The sequence below is a fragment of the Limnohabitans sp. TEGF003 genome, assembly GCF_055395455.1.
Genome location: NZ_AP029225.1, coordinates 140076 through 156090 on the forward strand (window position 1 = coordinate 140076; position 16015 = coordinate 156090).

Genomic DNA, 16015 nt, shown 5'->3' on the forward strand with positions numbered 1-16015 from the left:
TCTCATGGCCTATTCATACACCGAACGCAAGCGAATCCGCAAAAGTTTCGGCAGCCGCGAAAGCGTGCTCGAAGTTCCTTACCTGCTGCAAATGCAAAAAGACGCTTACACGTCCTTCTTGCAGGCGGGGGTGGTTCCATCCAAACGCACACACGAAGGCCTGCAGGCCGCATTTGAGTCGGCCTTCCCGATCGTGTCCCACAATGGTTTTGTGGAGATGAAGTTCGTCGAGTACAACCTGGCAAAACCTGCGTTTGACGTGCGCGAGTGCCAGACCCGTGGTCTGACTTTCTCGTCGGCTGTGCGTGCCCGTGTGCAACTCATCATTTACGACCGTGACTCTTCGACCTCGCAAAACAAAGTGGTCAAGGAAGTCAAGGAGCAAGAGGTCTACATGGGCGAAGTGCCCTTGATGACCGACAAAGGCTCTTTCATCATCAACGGCACCGAGCGTGTGATCGTGTCCCAGTTGCACCGCTCGCCTGGTGTGTTCTTCGAGCACGACAAGGGCAAGACCCACAGCTCGGGCAAGCTGCTGTTTTCGGCACGCATCATTCCTTACCGCGGCTCTTGGCTCGACTTCGAATTTGACCCGAAAGACATCCTGTACTTCCGTGTGGACCGTCGCCGCAAGATGCCGGTATCAATTCTGCTCAAGGCCATCGGTCTGACGCCCGAATCCATCCTGGCGAACTTCTTTGTCAACGACAACTTCCGCTTGATGGACAGTGGCGCACAAATGGAATTTGTGGCCGAGCGTCTGCGCGGTGAAGTGGCCCGTTTCGACATCACCGACAAATCCGGCAAGGTGGTGGTGGCCAAAGACAAGCGCATCACTGTGCGCCATACCCGTGAACTCGAGCAATCGGGTACCACGCACATCAGCGTGCCCGAAGATTTCCTGATCGGCCGCGTGGTCGCTCGCAGCATCGTCGATGCCGACACCGGTGAAATCATTGCCAAGGCCAACGAAGAGTTGACCGAAGCCTTGCTGAAAAAGCTGCGCAGCGCCGGTGTGCAGGACCTGCCTTGCATTTACACGAACGAACTCGATCAGGGCGCGTACATCTCGCAAACCCTGCGCATCGACGAAACCGTAGACGAATTCGCCGCCCGCGTGGCCATCTACCGCATGATGCGCCCTGGCGAGCCGCCGACCGAAGACGCTGTGCAAGCCCTGTTCCAGCGCTTGTTCTACAACCCCGACACCTACGACCTGTCGCGCGTGGGTCGCATGAAGTTCAACGCCCGCGTGGGTCGCCCCGACTCCACAGGCCCAATGGTGCTGACCAACGAGGACATCCTCGCCGTGGTCAAGATCCTGGTGGACTTGCGCAACGGCAACGGCGAAGTCGATGACATCGATCACCTGGGCAACCGCCGCGTGCGTTGCGTCGGCGAATTGGCCGAAAACCAGTACCGCACCGGTTTGGCGCGCATCGAAAAAGCCGTCAAAGAGCGTTTGGGTCAGGCCGAGCAAGAGCCGCTCATGCCGCACGACCTGATCAACTCCAAGCCGATTTCAGCAGCCCTGAAAGAGTTCTTCGGTGCTTCGCAACTGTCGCAGTTCATGGACCAGACCAACCCGCTGGCCGAGATCACCCACAAGCGCCGCGTGTCGGCCTTGGGCCCAGGTGGTTTGACCCGCGAGCGTGCAGGCTTTGAAGTGCGCGACGTGCACGTGACCCACTACGGTCGTGTGTGCCCGATTGAAACACCCGAAGGCCCGAACATCGGTCTGATCAACTCGCTGGCGTTGTACGCCCGACTGAACGAGTACGGTTTCATCGAAACCCCCTACCGCCGCGTGGTCGATGGCAAAGTCACGATGGACATCGACTACCTGTCGGCCATCGAAGAAGGCAAATACGTCATTGCCCAGGCCAATGCGGCCTTGGACAAGGATGGCAAGCTGACCGGTGACCTGGTTTCTGCCCGTGAAAAAGGCGAATCCATCCTGTGTGGTGCCGAGCGCATCCAGTACATGGACGTGTCGCCCGCCCAGATCGTGTCCGTGGCCGCATCGTTGGTGCCGTTCCTCGAGCACGATGACGCCAACCGCGCTTTGATGGGCGCCAACATGTCGCGTCAGGCCGTGCCTGTGCTGCGCCCTGAAAAGCCCATGGTCGGTACCGGCATCGAGCGCGTCGCAGCGGTCGACTCCGGCACTGTGGTGACTGCCACGCGTGGCGGCATCGTGGACTATGTGGACGCAACCCGCATCGTGATCCGCGTCAACGACGCAGAGGCGGTGGCAGGTGAAGTCGGTGTGGACATCTACAACCTGATCAAATACCAGCGTTCCAACCAGAACACCAACATCCACCAGCGCCCCATCGTCAAGCGTGGCGACAAGCTGGCCAAGGGTGACGTGATCGCCGACGGCGCATCGACCGACCTGGGCGAAATCGCCATCGGTCAGAACATGCTGATCGCCTTCATGCCCTGGAACGGCTACAACTTCGAAGACTCGATCTTGATCAGCGAGCGCGTGGTAGCCGAAGACCGCTACACCTCGATCCACATCGAAGAACTCGTGGTCATGGCCCGCGACACCAAGTTGGGCGCTGAAGAAATTTCACGCGATATCCCCAACCTGTCCGAGCAGCAGCTGGGTCGCCTCGACGACTCCGGCATCATCTATGTGGGTGCCGAAGTGCAGCCTGGTGATGTGCTGGTCGGCAAGGTCACCCCCAAGGGCGAAACGACCCTCACCCCTGAAGAGAAGCTGCTGCGCGCCATCTTCGGCGAGAAGGCTTCCGACGTGAAAGACACCTCGCTGCGCGTGGACCAGGGCTCGCAAGGCACTGTGATCGACGTGCAGGTGTTCACCCGCGAAGGCATTCAGCGCGACAAGCGTGCCCAGCAGATCATTGACGACGAACTCAAGCGTTTCCGTCTGGACTTGAACGACCAGCTGCGCATTGTGGAAGCCGACGCATTTGACCGCATTGAGAAACTGCTGGTGGGCCGCGTGGCCAACGGTGGTCCTCAAAAACTGGCCAAAGGCACCAAGATCGACAAGGCCTACATGGCCTCGGTCGAGAAGTTCCACTGGTTCGACATTCGTCCTGCAGAAGACGATGTGGCCATGCAGCTCGAGTCGATCAAGAACTCGCTGGAGCAGACCCGCCACAGCTTCGACTTGTCGTTCGAAGAAAAGCGCAAGAAGCTCACACAAGGCGACGAGTTGCCAGCTGGCGTGCTCAAAATGGTCAAGGTGTATCTGGCCGTCAAACGCCGCTTGCAGCCTGGCGACAAGATGGCCGGCCGTCACGGCAACAAGGGTGTGGTCTCCAAGATCGTGCCTGTCGAAGACATGCCTTACATGGCCGACGGCACACCTGCCGACATCGTGCTGAACCCGTTGGGCGTGCCTTCGCGCATGAACGTGGGTCAGGTGCTGGAAGTCCACCTGGGCTGGGCGGGCAAGGGCATTGGTCAGCGCATTGGCAACATGCTGCAAGCCGAAACCCAGCGTCTGGAAAAGATTGCCGAGCTGCGCAAGCTGTTCGAGCAGTTGTACAACAGCATGGGCCGCAAGGAAGACTTGTCGCAGCTGACGGACGATGAAGTGTTGGCCATGGCCGACAACCTCAAAGAAGGTTTCCCCTTCGCCACGCCCGTGTTCGACGGTGCAGCCGAAGAAGAAATCCGCGCGATGTTGCACCTGGCTTACCCCGATGACTTGGCCAAGGCCAAAGGTCTGACAGCCACACGCACACAAGCGAACTTGTTCGACGGTCGCACGGGCGATGCCTTTGACCGTCCCACCACCATTGGCTACATGCACTTCCTGAAGTTGCACCACCTGGTGGACGACAAGATGCACGCCCGCTCGACCGGTCCTTACAGCTTGGTCACGCAGCAGCCGCTGGGTGGTAAAGCGCAGTTCGGTGGTCAGCGTTTTGGTGAGATGGAAGTTTGGGCGCTCGAAGCCTATGGCGCTTCTTATGTTCTGCAAGAGATGCTCACCGTCAAGTCGGACGACGTGCAAGGCCGTACCAAGGTGTACGAGAGCATTGTCAAAGGTGAACACTCCATCGAAGCGGGCATGCCCGAGTCGTTCAACGTGCTGGTCAAGGAAATCCGTTCGCTGGGCCTTGACATCGAGCTCGAGCGTTCTTAATTCACAGGCAAAGGATTCAAACCATGAAATCACTACTCGACCTGTTCAAGCAGTTCACGCCCGATGACCACTTCGATGCCATCCGCATCGGTCTGGCATCGCCCGAGAAGATCCGTTCGTGGTCTTTCGGCGAAGTGAAAAAGCCGGAAACCATCAACTACCGTACTTTCAAGCCCGAGCGCGATGGTCTGTTTTGCGCCAAGATTTTTGGCCCCATCAAAGACTACGAATGCCTGTGCGGCAAGTACAAACGCCTCAAGCACCGCGGCGTGATCTGCGAGAAGTGCGGCGTTGAAGTCACACAGACCAAAGTGCGTCGCGAGCGCATGGGCCACATCGACCTGGCCGCGCCTTGCGCCCACATCTGGTTCCTGAAGTCACTGCCGTCGCGTCTGGGCCTGGTGCTCGACATGACGCTGCGCGACATCGAGCGCGTGCTGTACTTCGAAGCTTACGTGGTGACCGATCCCGGCATGACCCCGCTGAAGAAATTCAGCATCATGTCCGAGGACGACTACGACGCCAAGGTCAAGGAATACGGTGACGAATTCACCGCCAAGATGGGCGCCGAAGGCATCCGCGAGTTGCTCGAAGGCATCGACATCGAAAGCGAAATCGAGCGTCTGCGTGGCGATCTGACCGGCTCCGAATTGAAGGTCAAGAAAAACTCCAAGCGCCTCAAAGTGCTGGAAGCCTTCAAGAAGTCGGGCATCAAGCCCGGATGGATGGTGCTCGAAGTGCTGCCCGTGTTGCCACCGGACCTGCGTCCGCTGGTGCCGCTGGACGGTGGCCGCTTTGCGACCTCCGACCTGAACGACCTGTACCGCCGCGTCATCAACCGCAACAGCCGTCTGCGCCGTCTGCTGGAATTGAAGGCCCCTGAAATCATTGCCCGCAACGAAAAGCGGATGCTGCAAGAAGCCGTGGACAGCTTGCTGGACAACGGCCGCCGTGGCAAGGCCATGACCGGTGCCAACAAGCGCGCCTTGAAGTCCTTGGCCGACATGATCAAAGGCAAGAGCGGTCGTTTCCGTCAGAACTTGCTGGGCAAGCGCGTGGACTACTCCGGTCGTTCCGTGATCACCGTGGGCCCAACCCTCAAGCTGCACCAGTGCGGTCTGCCCAAGTTGATGGCGATTGAGTTGTTCAAGCCCTTCATCTTTGCGCGTCTCGAAGCCATGGGCATCGCGACCACCATCAAGGCCGCCAAGAAAGAAGTCGAAGCCGGCACCCCGGTGGTGTGGGACATCCTGGAAGAGGTCATCAAAGAGCACCCCGTGATGCTCAACCGTGCGCCGACGCTGCACCGTTTGGGTATCCAGGCGTTTGAGCCCTTGCTGATCGAAGGCAAAGCCATTCAGTTGCACCCCCTCGTTTGCGCGGCCTTCAACGCGGACTTCGACGGTGACCAGATGGCCGTTCACGTGCCCCTGTCGGTGGAAGCCCAGATGGAAGCCCGCACCCTGATGCTGGCTTCGAACAACATCCTGTTCCCAGCTTCGGGCGAGCCTTCCATTGTTCCTTCGCAGGACGTGGTGCTGGGTCTGTACTACGCGACCCGCGACCGCATCAATGCCAAAGGTGAAGGCCTGATCTTCTCCGACATCGGTGAAGTGCAGCGTGCTCTGGACGCCGGTGCCGTGGAGTTGACCGCCAAGATCAACGTTCGCATGACCGAATGGACCAAGGACAAAGTCACCGGTGAATTCATCCCGTCGGTGTCGATGGTGGAAACCACCGTGGGCCGCGCCTTGCTGTCCGAGATCCTGCCCAAGGGCCTGCCCTTCAGCAACCTGAACAAGGCGCTGAAGAAAAAGGAAATCTCCAAGCTGATCAACACATCGTTCCGCAAGTGCGGTCTGAAAGAGACCGTGGTGTTTGCCGACAAACTGTTGCAAAACGGTTTCCGTCTGGCCACACGCGCCGGCATCTCGATCGGCATCGACGACATGCTGGTGCCGCCTGAGAAGCCCGCCATCATCGAAGCCGCCGAAAAAGAAGTCCGCGACATCGAGCAGCAATACGTCTCCGGTCTCGTGACCGCTGGCGAGCGCTACAACAAGGTGGTGGACATCTGGGGCAAAGCCGGTGACGTCGTCTCCAAGGTGATGATGGACCAGCTGCGCAAGGAAAAGACCATTGACCGTCACGGCAAGGAAGTCGATCAGGAATCGTTCAACTCGATTTACATGATGGCCGATTCCGGTGCCCGCGGTTCTGCAGCGCAGATTCGCCAGCTGGCCGGTATGCGTGGCCTGATGGCCAAACCTGACGGCTCCATCATCGAGACCCCCATCACGGCGAACTTCCGTGAAGGTCTGAACGTGTTGCAGTACTTCATCTCGACACACGGTGCCCGTAAGGGTCTGGCCGACACGGCTTTGAAGACTGCCAACTCGGGTTACCTGACCCGTCGTCTGGTGGATGTGACCCAAGACTTGGTGGTGACCGAGCTCGATTGCGGCACTTCGGATGGCTCGCTGATGCGCGCGATCGTTGAAGGTGGTGAGGTGATCGAATCGCTGCGCGACCGTATCCTGGGCCGCACCGTGGCCGAAGATGTGTTGCACCCCGAAACACGTGCTGTTCTGGCTGCTGCGGGCGTGATGCTCGAGGAAGACCTGATCGACGAACTCGAAGCCGCTGGCGTCGACGAAGTCAAGGTCCGTACCGCATTGACTTGCGAGACCCGCTTTGGTTTGTGCGCCAAGTGCTATGGCCGCGATCTGGGCCGTGGTGGTCTGGTGAACAACGGCGAAGCCGTGGGTGTGATTGCCGCTCAGTCGATTGGCGAGCCCGGCACGCAGCTGACCATGCGGACTTTCCACATCGGTGGTGCGGCTTCGCGTGCAGCGGTGGCCTCTAGCGTGGAAGCCAAGTCCAACGGCATCATCGGCTTCAATGCCACGATGCGCTATGTGACCAACTCCAAGGGCGAGCTGGTGGTGATTTCCCGTTCTGGCGAAATCGTGATCCACGAGCATGGCCGTGAGCGTGAGCGTCACAAGGTGCCTTACGGTGCCATCTTGTCGGTCAAGGCCGACCAGACCATCAAGGCCGGCACCATTTTGGCCAACTGGGACCCATTGACCCGCCCGATCATCACGGAATTCGCCGGTCAGGTGAAGTTCGAGAACATCGAAGAAGGCTTGACCGTGGCCAAGCAGCTCGACGAAGTCACGGGTTTGTCCACCTTGGTGGTCATTGACCCCAAGCGCCGTGGCGCGGCCAAGGTCGTCCGTCCTCAGGTCAAACTGATCGACGCGCAAGGCAAAGAAGTCAAGATCCCCGGCACCGACCACTCGGTGACGATTGGTTTCCAGATCGGCTCGCTGATCCAGGTGCGCGACGGCATGGACGTGGGCCCAGGCGAAGTGCTGGCCCGTATCCCGGTCGAAGGTCAGAAGACACGAGACATCACCGGCGGTTTGCCCCGTGTGGCCGAACTGTTCGAAGCCCGCACCCCCAAAGATAAGGGCATGCTGGCCGAGATCACCGGTACCGTGTCGTTCGGCAAGGAAACCAAAGGCAAGGTCCGCTTGCAGATCACCGACCCTGAAGGCAAGGTCTGGGATGAACTGATCCCCAAAGAGAAGAACATCCTGGTGCACGAAGGCCAAGTGGTCAACAAGGGCGAGAGCATTGTGGACGGCCCGGCCGACCCACAAGACATCTTGCGTCTGTTGGGTATCGAAGAGCTGGCCCGCTACATCGTGGACGAAGTGCAGGACGTGTACCGTTTGCAAGGCGTGAAGATCAACGACAAGCACATTGAAGTGATTGTTCGTCAGATGTTGCGTCGTGTGGTGGTCGAGAGCGTCGGTGACTCCAACTACATCTCCGGTGAGCAGGTGGAGCGCTCCGAAATGCTCAACACCAACGATGCGCTGCTGCGTGAAGGCAAGATTCCCGCGACTTTCAGCAACTTGCTGCTGGGCATCACGAAGGCTTCCTTGTCGACCGACTCGTTCATCTCGGCCGCTTCCTTCCAGGAAACGACCCGTGTGTTGACCGAGGCGGCCATCATGGGCAAGCGCGACGAGCTGCGTGGTCTGAAGGAAAACGTGATCGTGGGCCGCTTGATTCCTGCTGGTACCGGCTTGGCTTACCACCAGGCCCGCAAGGTCAAGGATGCCATGGACGACGCCGAGCGTCGCGCCATTGCAGACGCTGAGGCCGCCGATCTGGCGGGTCCTGCGACCGAAGACACCGTCACCGATGCAGGCGAAGCTGCCTGAGTGACGCGTTCACCCTTCGTCTGGTGAACAACGTGAACAGCCCCTGCACCGTTTGGCGGTCAGGGGCTGTTTTTATGGCGAGGAATCGAAAGAGGTGAAAGCATGGGGGCGTTGATTTTGGGTCTGCTGCTGGCCATCGCTGTGTTTTGGGCGGTGGGCGCGCACAACCGTCTGGTGCGTTTGCGTGCCGAGGTGGTTCGGCAATGGAGCAGTGTCGATGCGGTTTGGCTGCGCCTGGTGGTTCGCATGCAAGGCGGCATTGCCGCCCGACAGTCCATGGCTGGGGCAGAGGGGGCCGATGATCTACAAGCCCTGCAGTCAGCGTGCGATGAGTTGCTGGAAGCCTTGTCTCAAGCACGTTTGCAAGCGCTCGATGCAGAAAGTCAAAAGCAGGTTTTGGTGCAGCACCAAAAAGTGGTGGCCGAAATCCGACGCATGTTGCAAACGGAAAACGATGCGGTCAAGCCAGACCTGGAAATCGCCTTGAATCGCATGCGGCAAACGCTGCCTGCAGCGCTCATCCCCTACCACGTGGCCGCAGTCGCCTACAACGAGGCCTTGGCCATGCGCCCAGCTTCCTGGCTGGCCAGGCGCTTGAAACTTCAACCCGCGATGCGGATGGATTTGTCCATGGGGGCCGCTTGAGCCCCGCCTGAAAGCAACGATGACAGCAAACGACCCGTCCCAGGCCCCCCGCACAATGGCTCAGTCAGCACCGTTGTGGCGTCTGCTGCAAGCCACGGCGGCGGCTGTGCAGGCGACACGTCAGGGTCGGTCGCTGACCGCACAGCTTGACAGCGTGCCACACGAGTTGCGGCCTGGTGTGCAGGCTTTGAGTTTTCAGGTGCTCAGGCAACTCGGGCGTGCCACGGCCTTGCGTGAGCGCTTGGCGGCCAAAACCCCACCGCCAGCGGTAGACGCTTTGTTGTGCGCCGCATTGGCCTTGTGCTGGCGCGATGAGGATGCGCCTTACCCCATCCATACATTGGTCAACCAGACGGTGGAAGCCGCGCGCAAGCAGAGGAGCACCCAAGCTCAAAGCGGGTTCATCAACGCCTGTTTGCGACGCTTCATGCGCGAACGAGAGGCCTTGGTTCTGCAAACCAACCCAGACCTTCAGGCCCAATGGAACCATCCGCGCTGGTGGGTGGAGCGTTTGCAAACAGACCACCCCTTGCATTGGCAGCTGCTCTTGACGCAGGCACAACAAGCTGCGCCCATGACTCTGCGGGTGAACACCCGCCATCACAGCGTCGCCGCTTATCAAGAGCAACTTCAGGCCATAGGGCTGCAGTCCAAGCCCGTGGGTGCACAGGGCTTGCAATTGGTCAAGGCGGTGCCCGTGCACCAGTTGCCTGGTTTTTCAGCGGGGCATGTTTCGGTGCAGGACGCTGCGGCCCAAGTGGCCGCGCCGCTGTTGATGCAAGGTCTGGATGTCGCCAAACCATGGCGAATTCTGGACGCTTGTGCCGCGCCGGGTGGAAAAACCGGGCATCTGCTCGAGGTTTGTCCCCAGGCGCAAGTGCTGGCGCTGGACGTGGACGCGGCGCGCTGTGAGCGCATCCATCAGAATTTGCAGCGTTTGGGGCTGCCCGCCCAAGTAAAGGCGGCCGATGCTGGAGAGCCTGCATCCTGGTGGGATGGCGTGCTGTTTGACGCGGTTTTGCTGGACGCGCCTTGCACGGCTTCGGGCATTGTGCGCAGGCACCCGGATGTGCGCTGGCTGCGCCGTCCCACGGACAGCGCGCAATTGGCCCGCACCCAGGCAGCGCTGCTCAAAGCGCTTTGGCCCTTGGTCAAGCCGGGTGGGCGCCTGCTGTATTGCACTTGTTCGGTCTTCAAAGCCGAGGGCGACGAGATGGTGCAAGCGTTTCTTCAGCGCAACACCGACGCCTTAATGCGGCCTTCTCCAGGGCATTTGATACCCGGGCAGCCCCCGGGGAGCCTGCCAGTCGAGCACAATCCACTGGGTGAACATGACGGGTTTTATTACGCATTGCTGGAAAAGCGCCTGGGCTGAGCCTTGGCGCTGGTGCGGCTGGGCTTTAGGCGCCTGGCTGTTTGTCACGTCTTCTGCCTGGGCGCAAAGCTCCACGGCGGAGCTGACCGAGTTGCGCGCCGAGCGGCGTGAAGCAGCGCTGTACCTGACGGCACAGCTGAAACTTGAACTGGGACCTGCTGTCGAAGACGCCTTGGTCAAAGGGCTGGCGGTGCATTTTGTGGCCGAGGCCGAGGTCTTGCGGGACCGCTGGTATTGGTATGACCGCAAAGTGGGCGCAGCGACCCGTTATTACCGGCTTGCTTTTCAGCCTTTGACACGGCGTTGGCGCTTGAACGTCTCGAACGAACCGATTTCAGGCACAGGTTTGGCGGGCAGCATCTCACAAAATTTCGAGACCCTCTCTGAAGCCTTGGATGTGGTTCGGCGGCAATCGGGCTGGAAAGTGGCTGACATGCCCGAACTGGACGCGGAGGCGCGTCAATACCTGACTTACCGTTTCCGGCTGGACATTTCGCAGTTGCCGAGGCCTTTCCAGATCGCTGCCGGCAACCAGTCCGAATGGAATGTGTCCGTGGCGCGGCAATTGCGCCTGACCGCAGACATGGTGCGCTGAGATGGGGCTGTCGATCAACCGGTCGGAAATGCAGGCGCTGCGGGCATCGCGCGCCAGCCGCTGGTTGCTGGGCCTGGGCGCACTGGCGATGGTGGTGATTGGATTGGGCCTGCTGGTGCTGATGACCCAAGCCACAGGCAATCGAGAAAGGTACAACCAGAATTACGAATGGTTGGCACTGATCAATGCCGTGGTGGCCAGTGGTTTGTTGATCACCATCTTGTGGGGCGCCGTCAAGCTGCTGTTGCGATTGAGGCGTGGTCAATTTGGCTCCCGATTGCTGGTCAAGCTCGCAGGCATCTTTGCGCTGGTGGGCGTGGTGCCAGGCGTGCTGATCTACGTGGTGTCTTACCAGTTTGTCTCGCGCTCGATCGAGAGCTGGTTCGACGTCAAAGTCGAGGCGGCGTTGGTGGCCGGTTTGAACCTAGGGAGGGCCACACTCGACACATTGAGCACCGACCTGTCCAAGCAAGCCCGAGTCGCTGCGACGCAATTGAGTGATGTGCCCGATGTGAGTGCCGGTATCGCGCTGGAAAAAATGCGGGAACAGATCGGTGTCAGTGATGCGGTGCTCTGGACGGCGAGTGGTCGCATGGTGGCCAGTGCCGGTCAATCCCGATTCCAGATTCGCCCCGAACGCCCCCCGCTTCAACAACTCAAGGATGCACGTCAAAAAGGCAGCGTTGAATGGGTCGAGGGTTTTGACGAAGCCACGCCCGGCAGTGACAAGGGCCGCATCAAGGTGCTGGTCTTGTTGCCTCAAACAGGACTCGCATTCGACGAAGACAGACGCCTGCTTCAAGTGACGCAAGACTTGCCGCCAACGTTGGTCAACAACGCGCTGGAAGTGCAGGCGGCCTATCGTGAATACCAAGAGCGGGCGCTTGCACGCGAAGGCCTGCGCCGCATGTACATCGGCACCTTGACCCTCAGCTTGTTTCTGGCGGTGCTGGGAGCCATCTTGCTGGCCGTGGTCTTGGGTAATCAGTTGGCGCGGCCGCTGCTTTTGCTGGCGCACGGCATGCGTCAGGTGGCTTCTGGCGATCTGACACCCAAGCTGGCCTTGCAAGGCAAGGATGAACTCGGTGGTTTGACCCGCTCTTTTGCAGACATGACGCAGCAGCTGCTGGACGCCCGAACCCATGTGCAGCGCAGTCTGGTGCAGTTGGACACGGCGCGGGGCAATTTGCAAACCATCCTCGATAACCTGACGGCGGGCGTCATGGTGCTCGACGCGCAGGGCGTGATCCAGTCGGCTAACCCGGGTGCAACACGCATCTTGCGTGTGCCCGTGGCGGCACACCAAGGCTTGCCTTTGACTCAATTGCCCGGGCTGGAAAGTTTTGCCCAGGGTGTGGCGGACCAGTTTGCGATGTTGCGCTTGGACAAGGATGCACACGAGCTGGACCATTGGCAAAAATCTTTCGAGATCCACGCCACAGGTCAGGGTTTGACCGAAACCGCGGTGACCTTGCTGGCCCGTGGTGCTGTGCTGCCGGATGGCATGCGCCTGTTGGTGTTCGATGACATTTCTGAAATCGTTTCTGCAGAACGCGCGCAAGCCTGGGGTGAGGTGGCCAGACGCCTGGCCCATGAAATCAAGAATCCGCTGACCCCGATACAGCTGTCTGCAGAGAGACTGCAGCGCAAACTGATTGGCAAGCTTGATGCGCAGGACGATGCGGTGCTCCACAAATCGGTTAAAACCATCGTGGACCAGGTGGACGCCATGAAGCGCTTGGTCAACGAGTTCCGTGACTACGCCCGACTGCCCTCGGCCGATCTGAAGCCTGTGCAGCTCAATGCGCTGATTTCAGATTTGATGGTCTTGTACATCAACGAACCCGCCGATCAAATTCCACGTGCGCCTGTGATCACTGCGCTGGACCCTGCATGCCCCCCGATCTTGGGTGACGAGCAGCAGCTCAGGCAGGTGATTCACAACCTGCTTCAAAACGCACAAGACGCGTGTGAGGTCAAAGGCGTGGTGCCACAAGACGCTCGGGTGGGTTTGCGTACCGAATGGCATGCTTCGCGCAACCGGGTTCGCTTGATCGTGACCGATACAGGCCCCGGCTTCGAGCCCAATATTCTCAAGCGTGCGTTTGAACCGTATGTCACGACCAAGGCCAAAGGTACCGGTTTAGGGTTGGCGGTGGTGAAGAAAATTGCCGACGAACATGCCGCCAAAATAGAGCTTGGCAACGTGATGCAGGATGGCGAAATCAAAGGCGCGCAAGTCTCGTTATCATTCGCACTGGAATCCACGGTGGGCAACACGCATCAGCCCGCCCATTGAACAGAGACAAGACAGACACTATGGCAAATATTTTGGTGGTTGACGATGAGCTGGGCATACGTGACCTGCTCTCAGAAATCCTGTTTGACGAGGGGCATCAAGTTGAACTCGCCGAAAATGCAGCCATGGCACGTGAAGTGCGTCTGCGCATGCGTCCCGATCTCGTGCTGTTGGACATCTGGATGCCGGATACCGATGGCGTCACCCTCTTGAAAGAGTGGGCAACGGCGGGCTTGCTCAATATGCCCGTCATCATGATGAGCGGACACGCCACCATCGACACGGCGGTTGATGCGGTCAAGATTGGCGCGCACGCCTTTCTGGAAAAACCCATCACCTTGCAAAAACTGCTGACCGCTGTAGAGCAGGGTCTGGCCCGTGATCAAGTGAAGCAGGCGGTGGCTTCCGCCTCGGCATCGCAAGCAGTGACCTTGTCATCTGCTTTGGCAAACGGTGAAGCGATCGGTGCGGCGCTGGCGGTCCAGCAAACCTTCGACCTTGATCGCCCACTTCGCGAAGCGCGCGATGCGTTTGAGAAGGCCTATTTTGAGTTCCATCTCGCCCACGAAGCAGGTTCCATGACCAAGGTGGCCGAAAAGACGGGTCTCGAGCGTACGCACCTCTACAGAAAACTCAAGCAGTTGGGCGTTGATTTGTCCCGCAGCAAGCGCCTCGTTTGATTTGTCTGAACTTCCTTCAAAAAGACCCCATTGGCTCTGCTATAATTTCTGCTCTGGCCCGGTAGCTCAGTTGGTAGAGCAGCGGATTGAAAATCCGCGTGTCGATGGTTCGATTCCGTCCCAGGCCACCAGTTTTACACCGCAAGTACGCAAGTGCTTGCGGTGTTTTACTTTGTGGGTGCTGCTTTGCACATGCCCAACCTTTCTTTTAGACACCGGGCGCAGTCGTTGGCCAACGCAGTCTTAATACGGTGCAAAAAAGATTCGGCAGCTGGATGCATTGCGCTGGCGCCAAAAAAAAAGCCGCTCGAAAGCGGCTTTGTAGATGCAGCTGAAAGATCAGTTGCGTGTATCGCGGTAACCGCTGCCATAGCCGGTGCTGGGCTCTTTGGGCTTGGAAATGTTCACCACGATCGAGCGACCGCTGACCGACATGCCGTTCAGGCCGGTGATGGCGGCTTGGGCTTCTTCAGCGCTGGACATTTCAACAAAGGCAAAACCTTTGGAGCGGCCCGTGTCGCGGTCCATCATGACCTTGGCCGAAATCACGCCGCCAAATTCAGAAAAGTTTTGACGCAAGCTGGCGTCGTCGATGGTGTAGGGCAGGTTGCCCACGTAAATTTTGCTGCTCATGGTTGAGCCTTTCAGAGAGGTGGCTGGCAGTTTTTTTGAAACAAACACTGCAAGCAGGACATGGCGGTTTCTGGAGGGATTCCGCCGGGAAAAGTGCTTGGCCTGACGGCGTCAGCACATTTGTTGGGGTGTTGGCACGGTTTGGAGCCAGGTTCGCGTCATGTCAATCACGCGATGGGCTTGTTGTCGTGTGAAGCTGCACATCGGCTTGATGGCGCGTGTCGTGGGCAAAGTGACGTGTGAGCCCGAGGGTGTCAGAGAGGGAAAAATCAAGGTCAATCAAATCGCGAACCATCCAGGGGCCGCGCAGAGCTGTGGGAAAAATGAATGTCCTGCAGCTCAACAGGACATGGGGTTCGATGGCAATCGATCCGGCACAGAAATTTGAAGAAAATCTGCAGTTTGCAGACTTATCAATTTCTGTGCATTGAATTTTATTTCTAATTCAAATATAAGTCAATATTTTTATTTCCGACAGTTTTAAAGGCGGTGGCTCATGCGTCATGCAGGATGCCGTCATGCACTTCCAGTGCGCCGCTGCGCTCCAGTTCGGCCAACATCATGTCCAGCCAGGTGTGCAGGTCATGACCTTGGCCGAAGCGGCTGTGCAGATCGTTCATGTAGGGCACCTGCAGGGCCCAGTCGCTGAACTCGGTTTTGGAAATGCGCCCCCATTCGAGCAGTTTGAACTTGAGCAGCACTTTGGTGCCATAACGGGCGTGGCGTTCGGGGTTGTGCGCAAAACTTTCAAGCTTGCTGCGGGCCAGGGCGAGGGCGGGCGCCACTTCGGTGAACACCGCCCCATGCCCCGGGATGACGATGGCCGGTTGGAGCCGCTCGATCAGGTCCAGGGTCTGGCCGACTTCGTCAAACGCATCAACACCAACCAATTCGGGGAACACCACGCCGAAGCCGTTTTGCCAAAGGGCATCGGCCGACATCAGCAGGCGGTGTTCTGGTGCGAACAAAATCACCGAATGCGGGTCGTGTCCGGGGGCCGCATGGACTTCCCATTCCATGTTGGCCCAGCGGTGGCTGCTGCCCGGTTGCAGCAAACCGGAGAATTTGAAGGGCGGGCAATTTTGCCCCGTGGGTTTGTAGCTGAGGGCGTCTTCACGCCAGGCTTGAACGTCCGGTGCCGAGCCGGGCGGTATCCAGGTTTGCAAGGCGGGGTAGCGCCCTTGCAGGGCCTGGTTGCCACCGCAGTGGTCGCTGTGCAGGTGGGTGTTGGCCAGTTGGTCCAGTGTGCGACCCTGCAGGGCGTGTTCAAGCAAGGCCAGCGTTTGCGCCTGGTGGGTGACGTAACCACTGTCCACCAGCGTGGCACTGTTTTCATCGCACAGCAGCACATTGTTGGCGGACAACCAGCCGCGCTCAAAAACGGTCACGCCCGCAGGCAAATTGACGGAGAAGTTCATGCG

General features: G+C 59.0%; 9 protein-coding genes and 1 tRNA gene. 8 read left to right on the top strand and 2 right to left on the bottom strand.

Annotated elements, in window-relative coordinates:
* Positions 1-4 precede the first annotated feature (4 nt).
* The 8 genes from rpoB (at position 5) to ACZ5RT_RS00785 (ending at position 14092) form a co-directional block, all read left to right on the top strand.
* On the top strand, positions 5-4129 hold the full coding sequence (gene rpoB, locus ACZ5RT_RS00750) for a DNA-directed RNA polymerase subunit beta (RefSeq protein WP_422172158.1): 4125 nt from the start codon (positions 5-7) through the stop codon (positions 4127-4129).
* Between the two features lie 23 nt (positions 4130-4152).
* On the top strand, positions 4153-8367 hold the full coding sequence (rpoC, locus tag ACZ5RT_RS00755; protein ID WP_464453213.1) for a DNA-directed RNA polymerase subunit beta': 4215 nt from the start codon (positions 4153-4155) through the stop codon (positions 8365-8367).
* Between the two features lie 102 nt (positions 8368-8469).
* Entirely contained in the window at positions 8470-9012 is a 543-nt protein-coding gene (locus ACZ5RT_RS00760) for a LemA family protein (RefSeq protein WP_291929010.1), read from the top strand.
* A gap of 55 nt (positions 9013-9067) precedes the next feature.
* Positions 9068-10387: a 16S rRNA (cytosine(967)-C(5))-methyltransferase RsmB gene (rsmB, locus tag ACZ5RT_RS00765; protein WP_291929013.1), complete on the top strand. Its 1320-nt coding sequence runs from the start codon at positions 9068-9070 to the stop codon at positions 10385-10387.
* Positions 10344-10982 (top strand): DUF4390 domain-containing protein, encoded by a 639-nt coding sequence (locus tag ACZ5RT_RS00770; protein WP_464453214.1) that lies wholly within the window; start codon positions 10344-10346, stop codon positions 10980-10982. The genes rsmB and ACZ5RT_RS00770 overlap by 44 nt, the downstream gene beginning before the upstream one ends.
* A 1-nt stretch (position 10983) precedes the next feature.
* Positions 10984-13281: a sensor histidine kinase gene (locus ACZ5RT_RS00775; protein ID WP_291929018.1), complete on the top strand. Its 2298-nt coding sequence runs from the start codon at positions 10984-10986 to the stop codon at positions 13279-13281.
* Positions 13282-13301: 20 nt separating this feature from the next.
* Positions 13302-13961 carry a response regulator gene (locus tag ACZ5RT_RS00780; RefSeq protein WP_108428722.1) on the top strand — a complete coding sequence of 220 codons (660 nt, stop codon included), beginning with the start codon at positions 13302-13304 and terminating at the stop codon, positions 13959-13961.
* 55 nt (positions 13962-14016) lie between these two features.
* A tRNA-Phe gene (locus ACZ5RT_RS00785) sits at positions 14017-14092 on the top strand.
* A 208-nt stretch (positions 14093-14300) separates the two neighbouring features.
* On the opposite strand, the gene ACZ5RT_RS00790 is transcribed toward ACZ5RT_RS00785, so the two are convergent.
* Positions 14301-14594, bottom strand: coding sequence for an RNA recognition motif domain-containing protein (locus tag ACZ5RT_RS00790; RefSeq protein WP_464453215.1), 294 nt, complete (start codon positions 14592-14594; stop codon positions 14301-14303).
* Positions 14595-15088: 494 nt separating this feature from the next.
* Entirely contained in the window at positions 15089-16012 is a 924-nt protein-coding gene (locus ACZ5RT_RS00795) for an MBL fold metallo-hydrolase (protein WP_464453216.1), read from the bottom strand.
* Positions 16013-16015 lie beyond the last annotated feature (3 nt).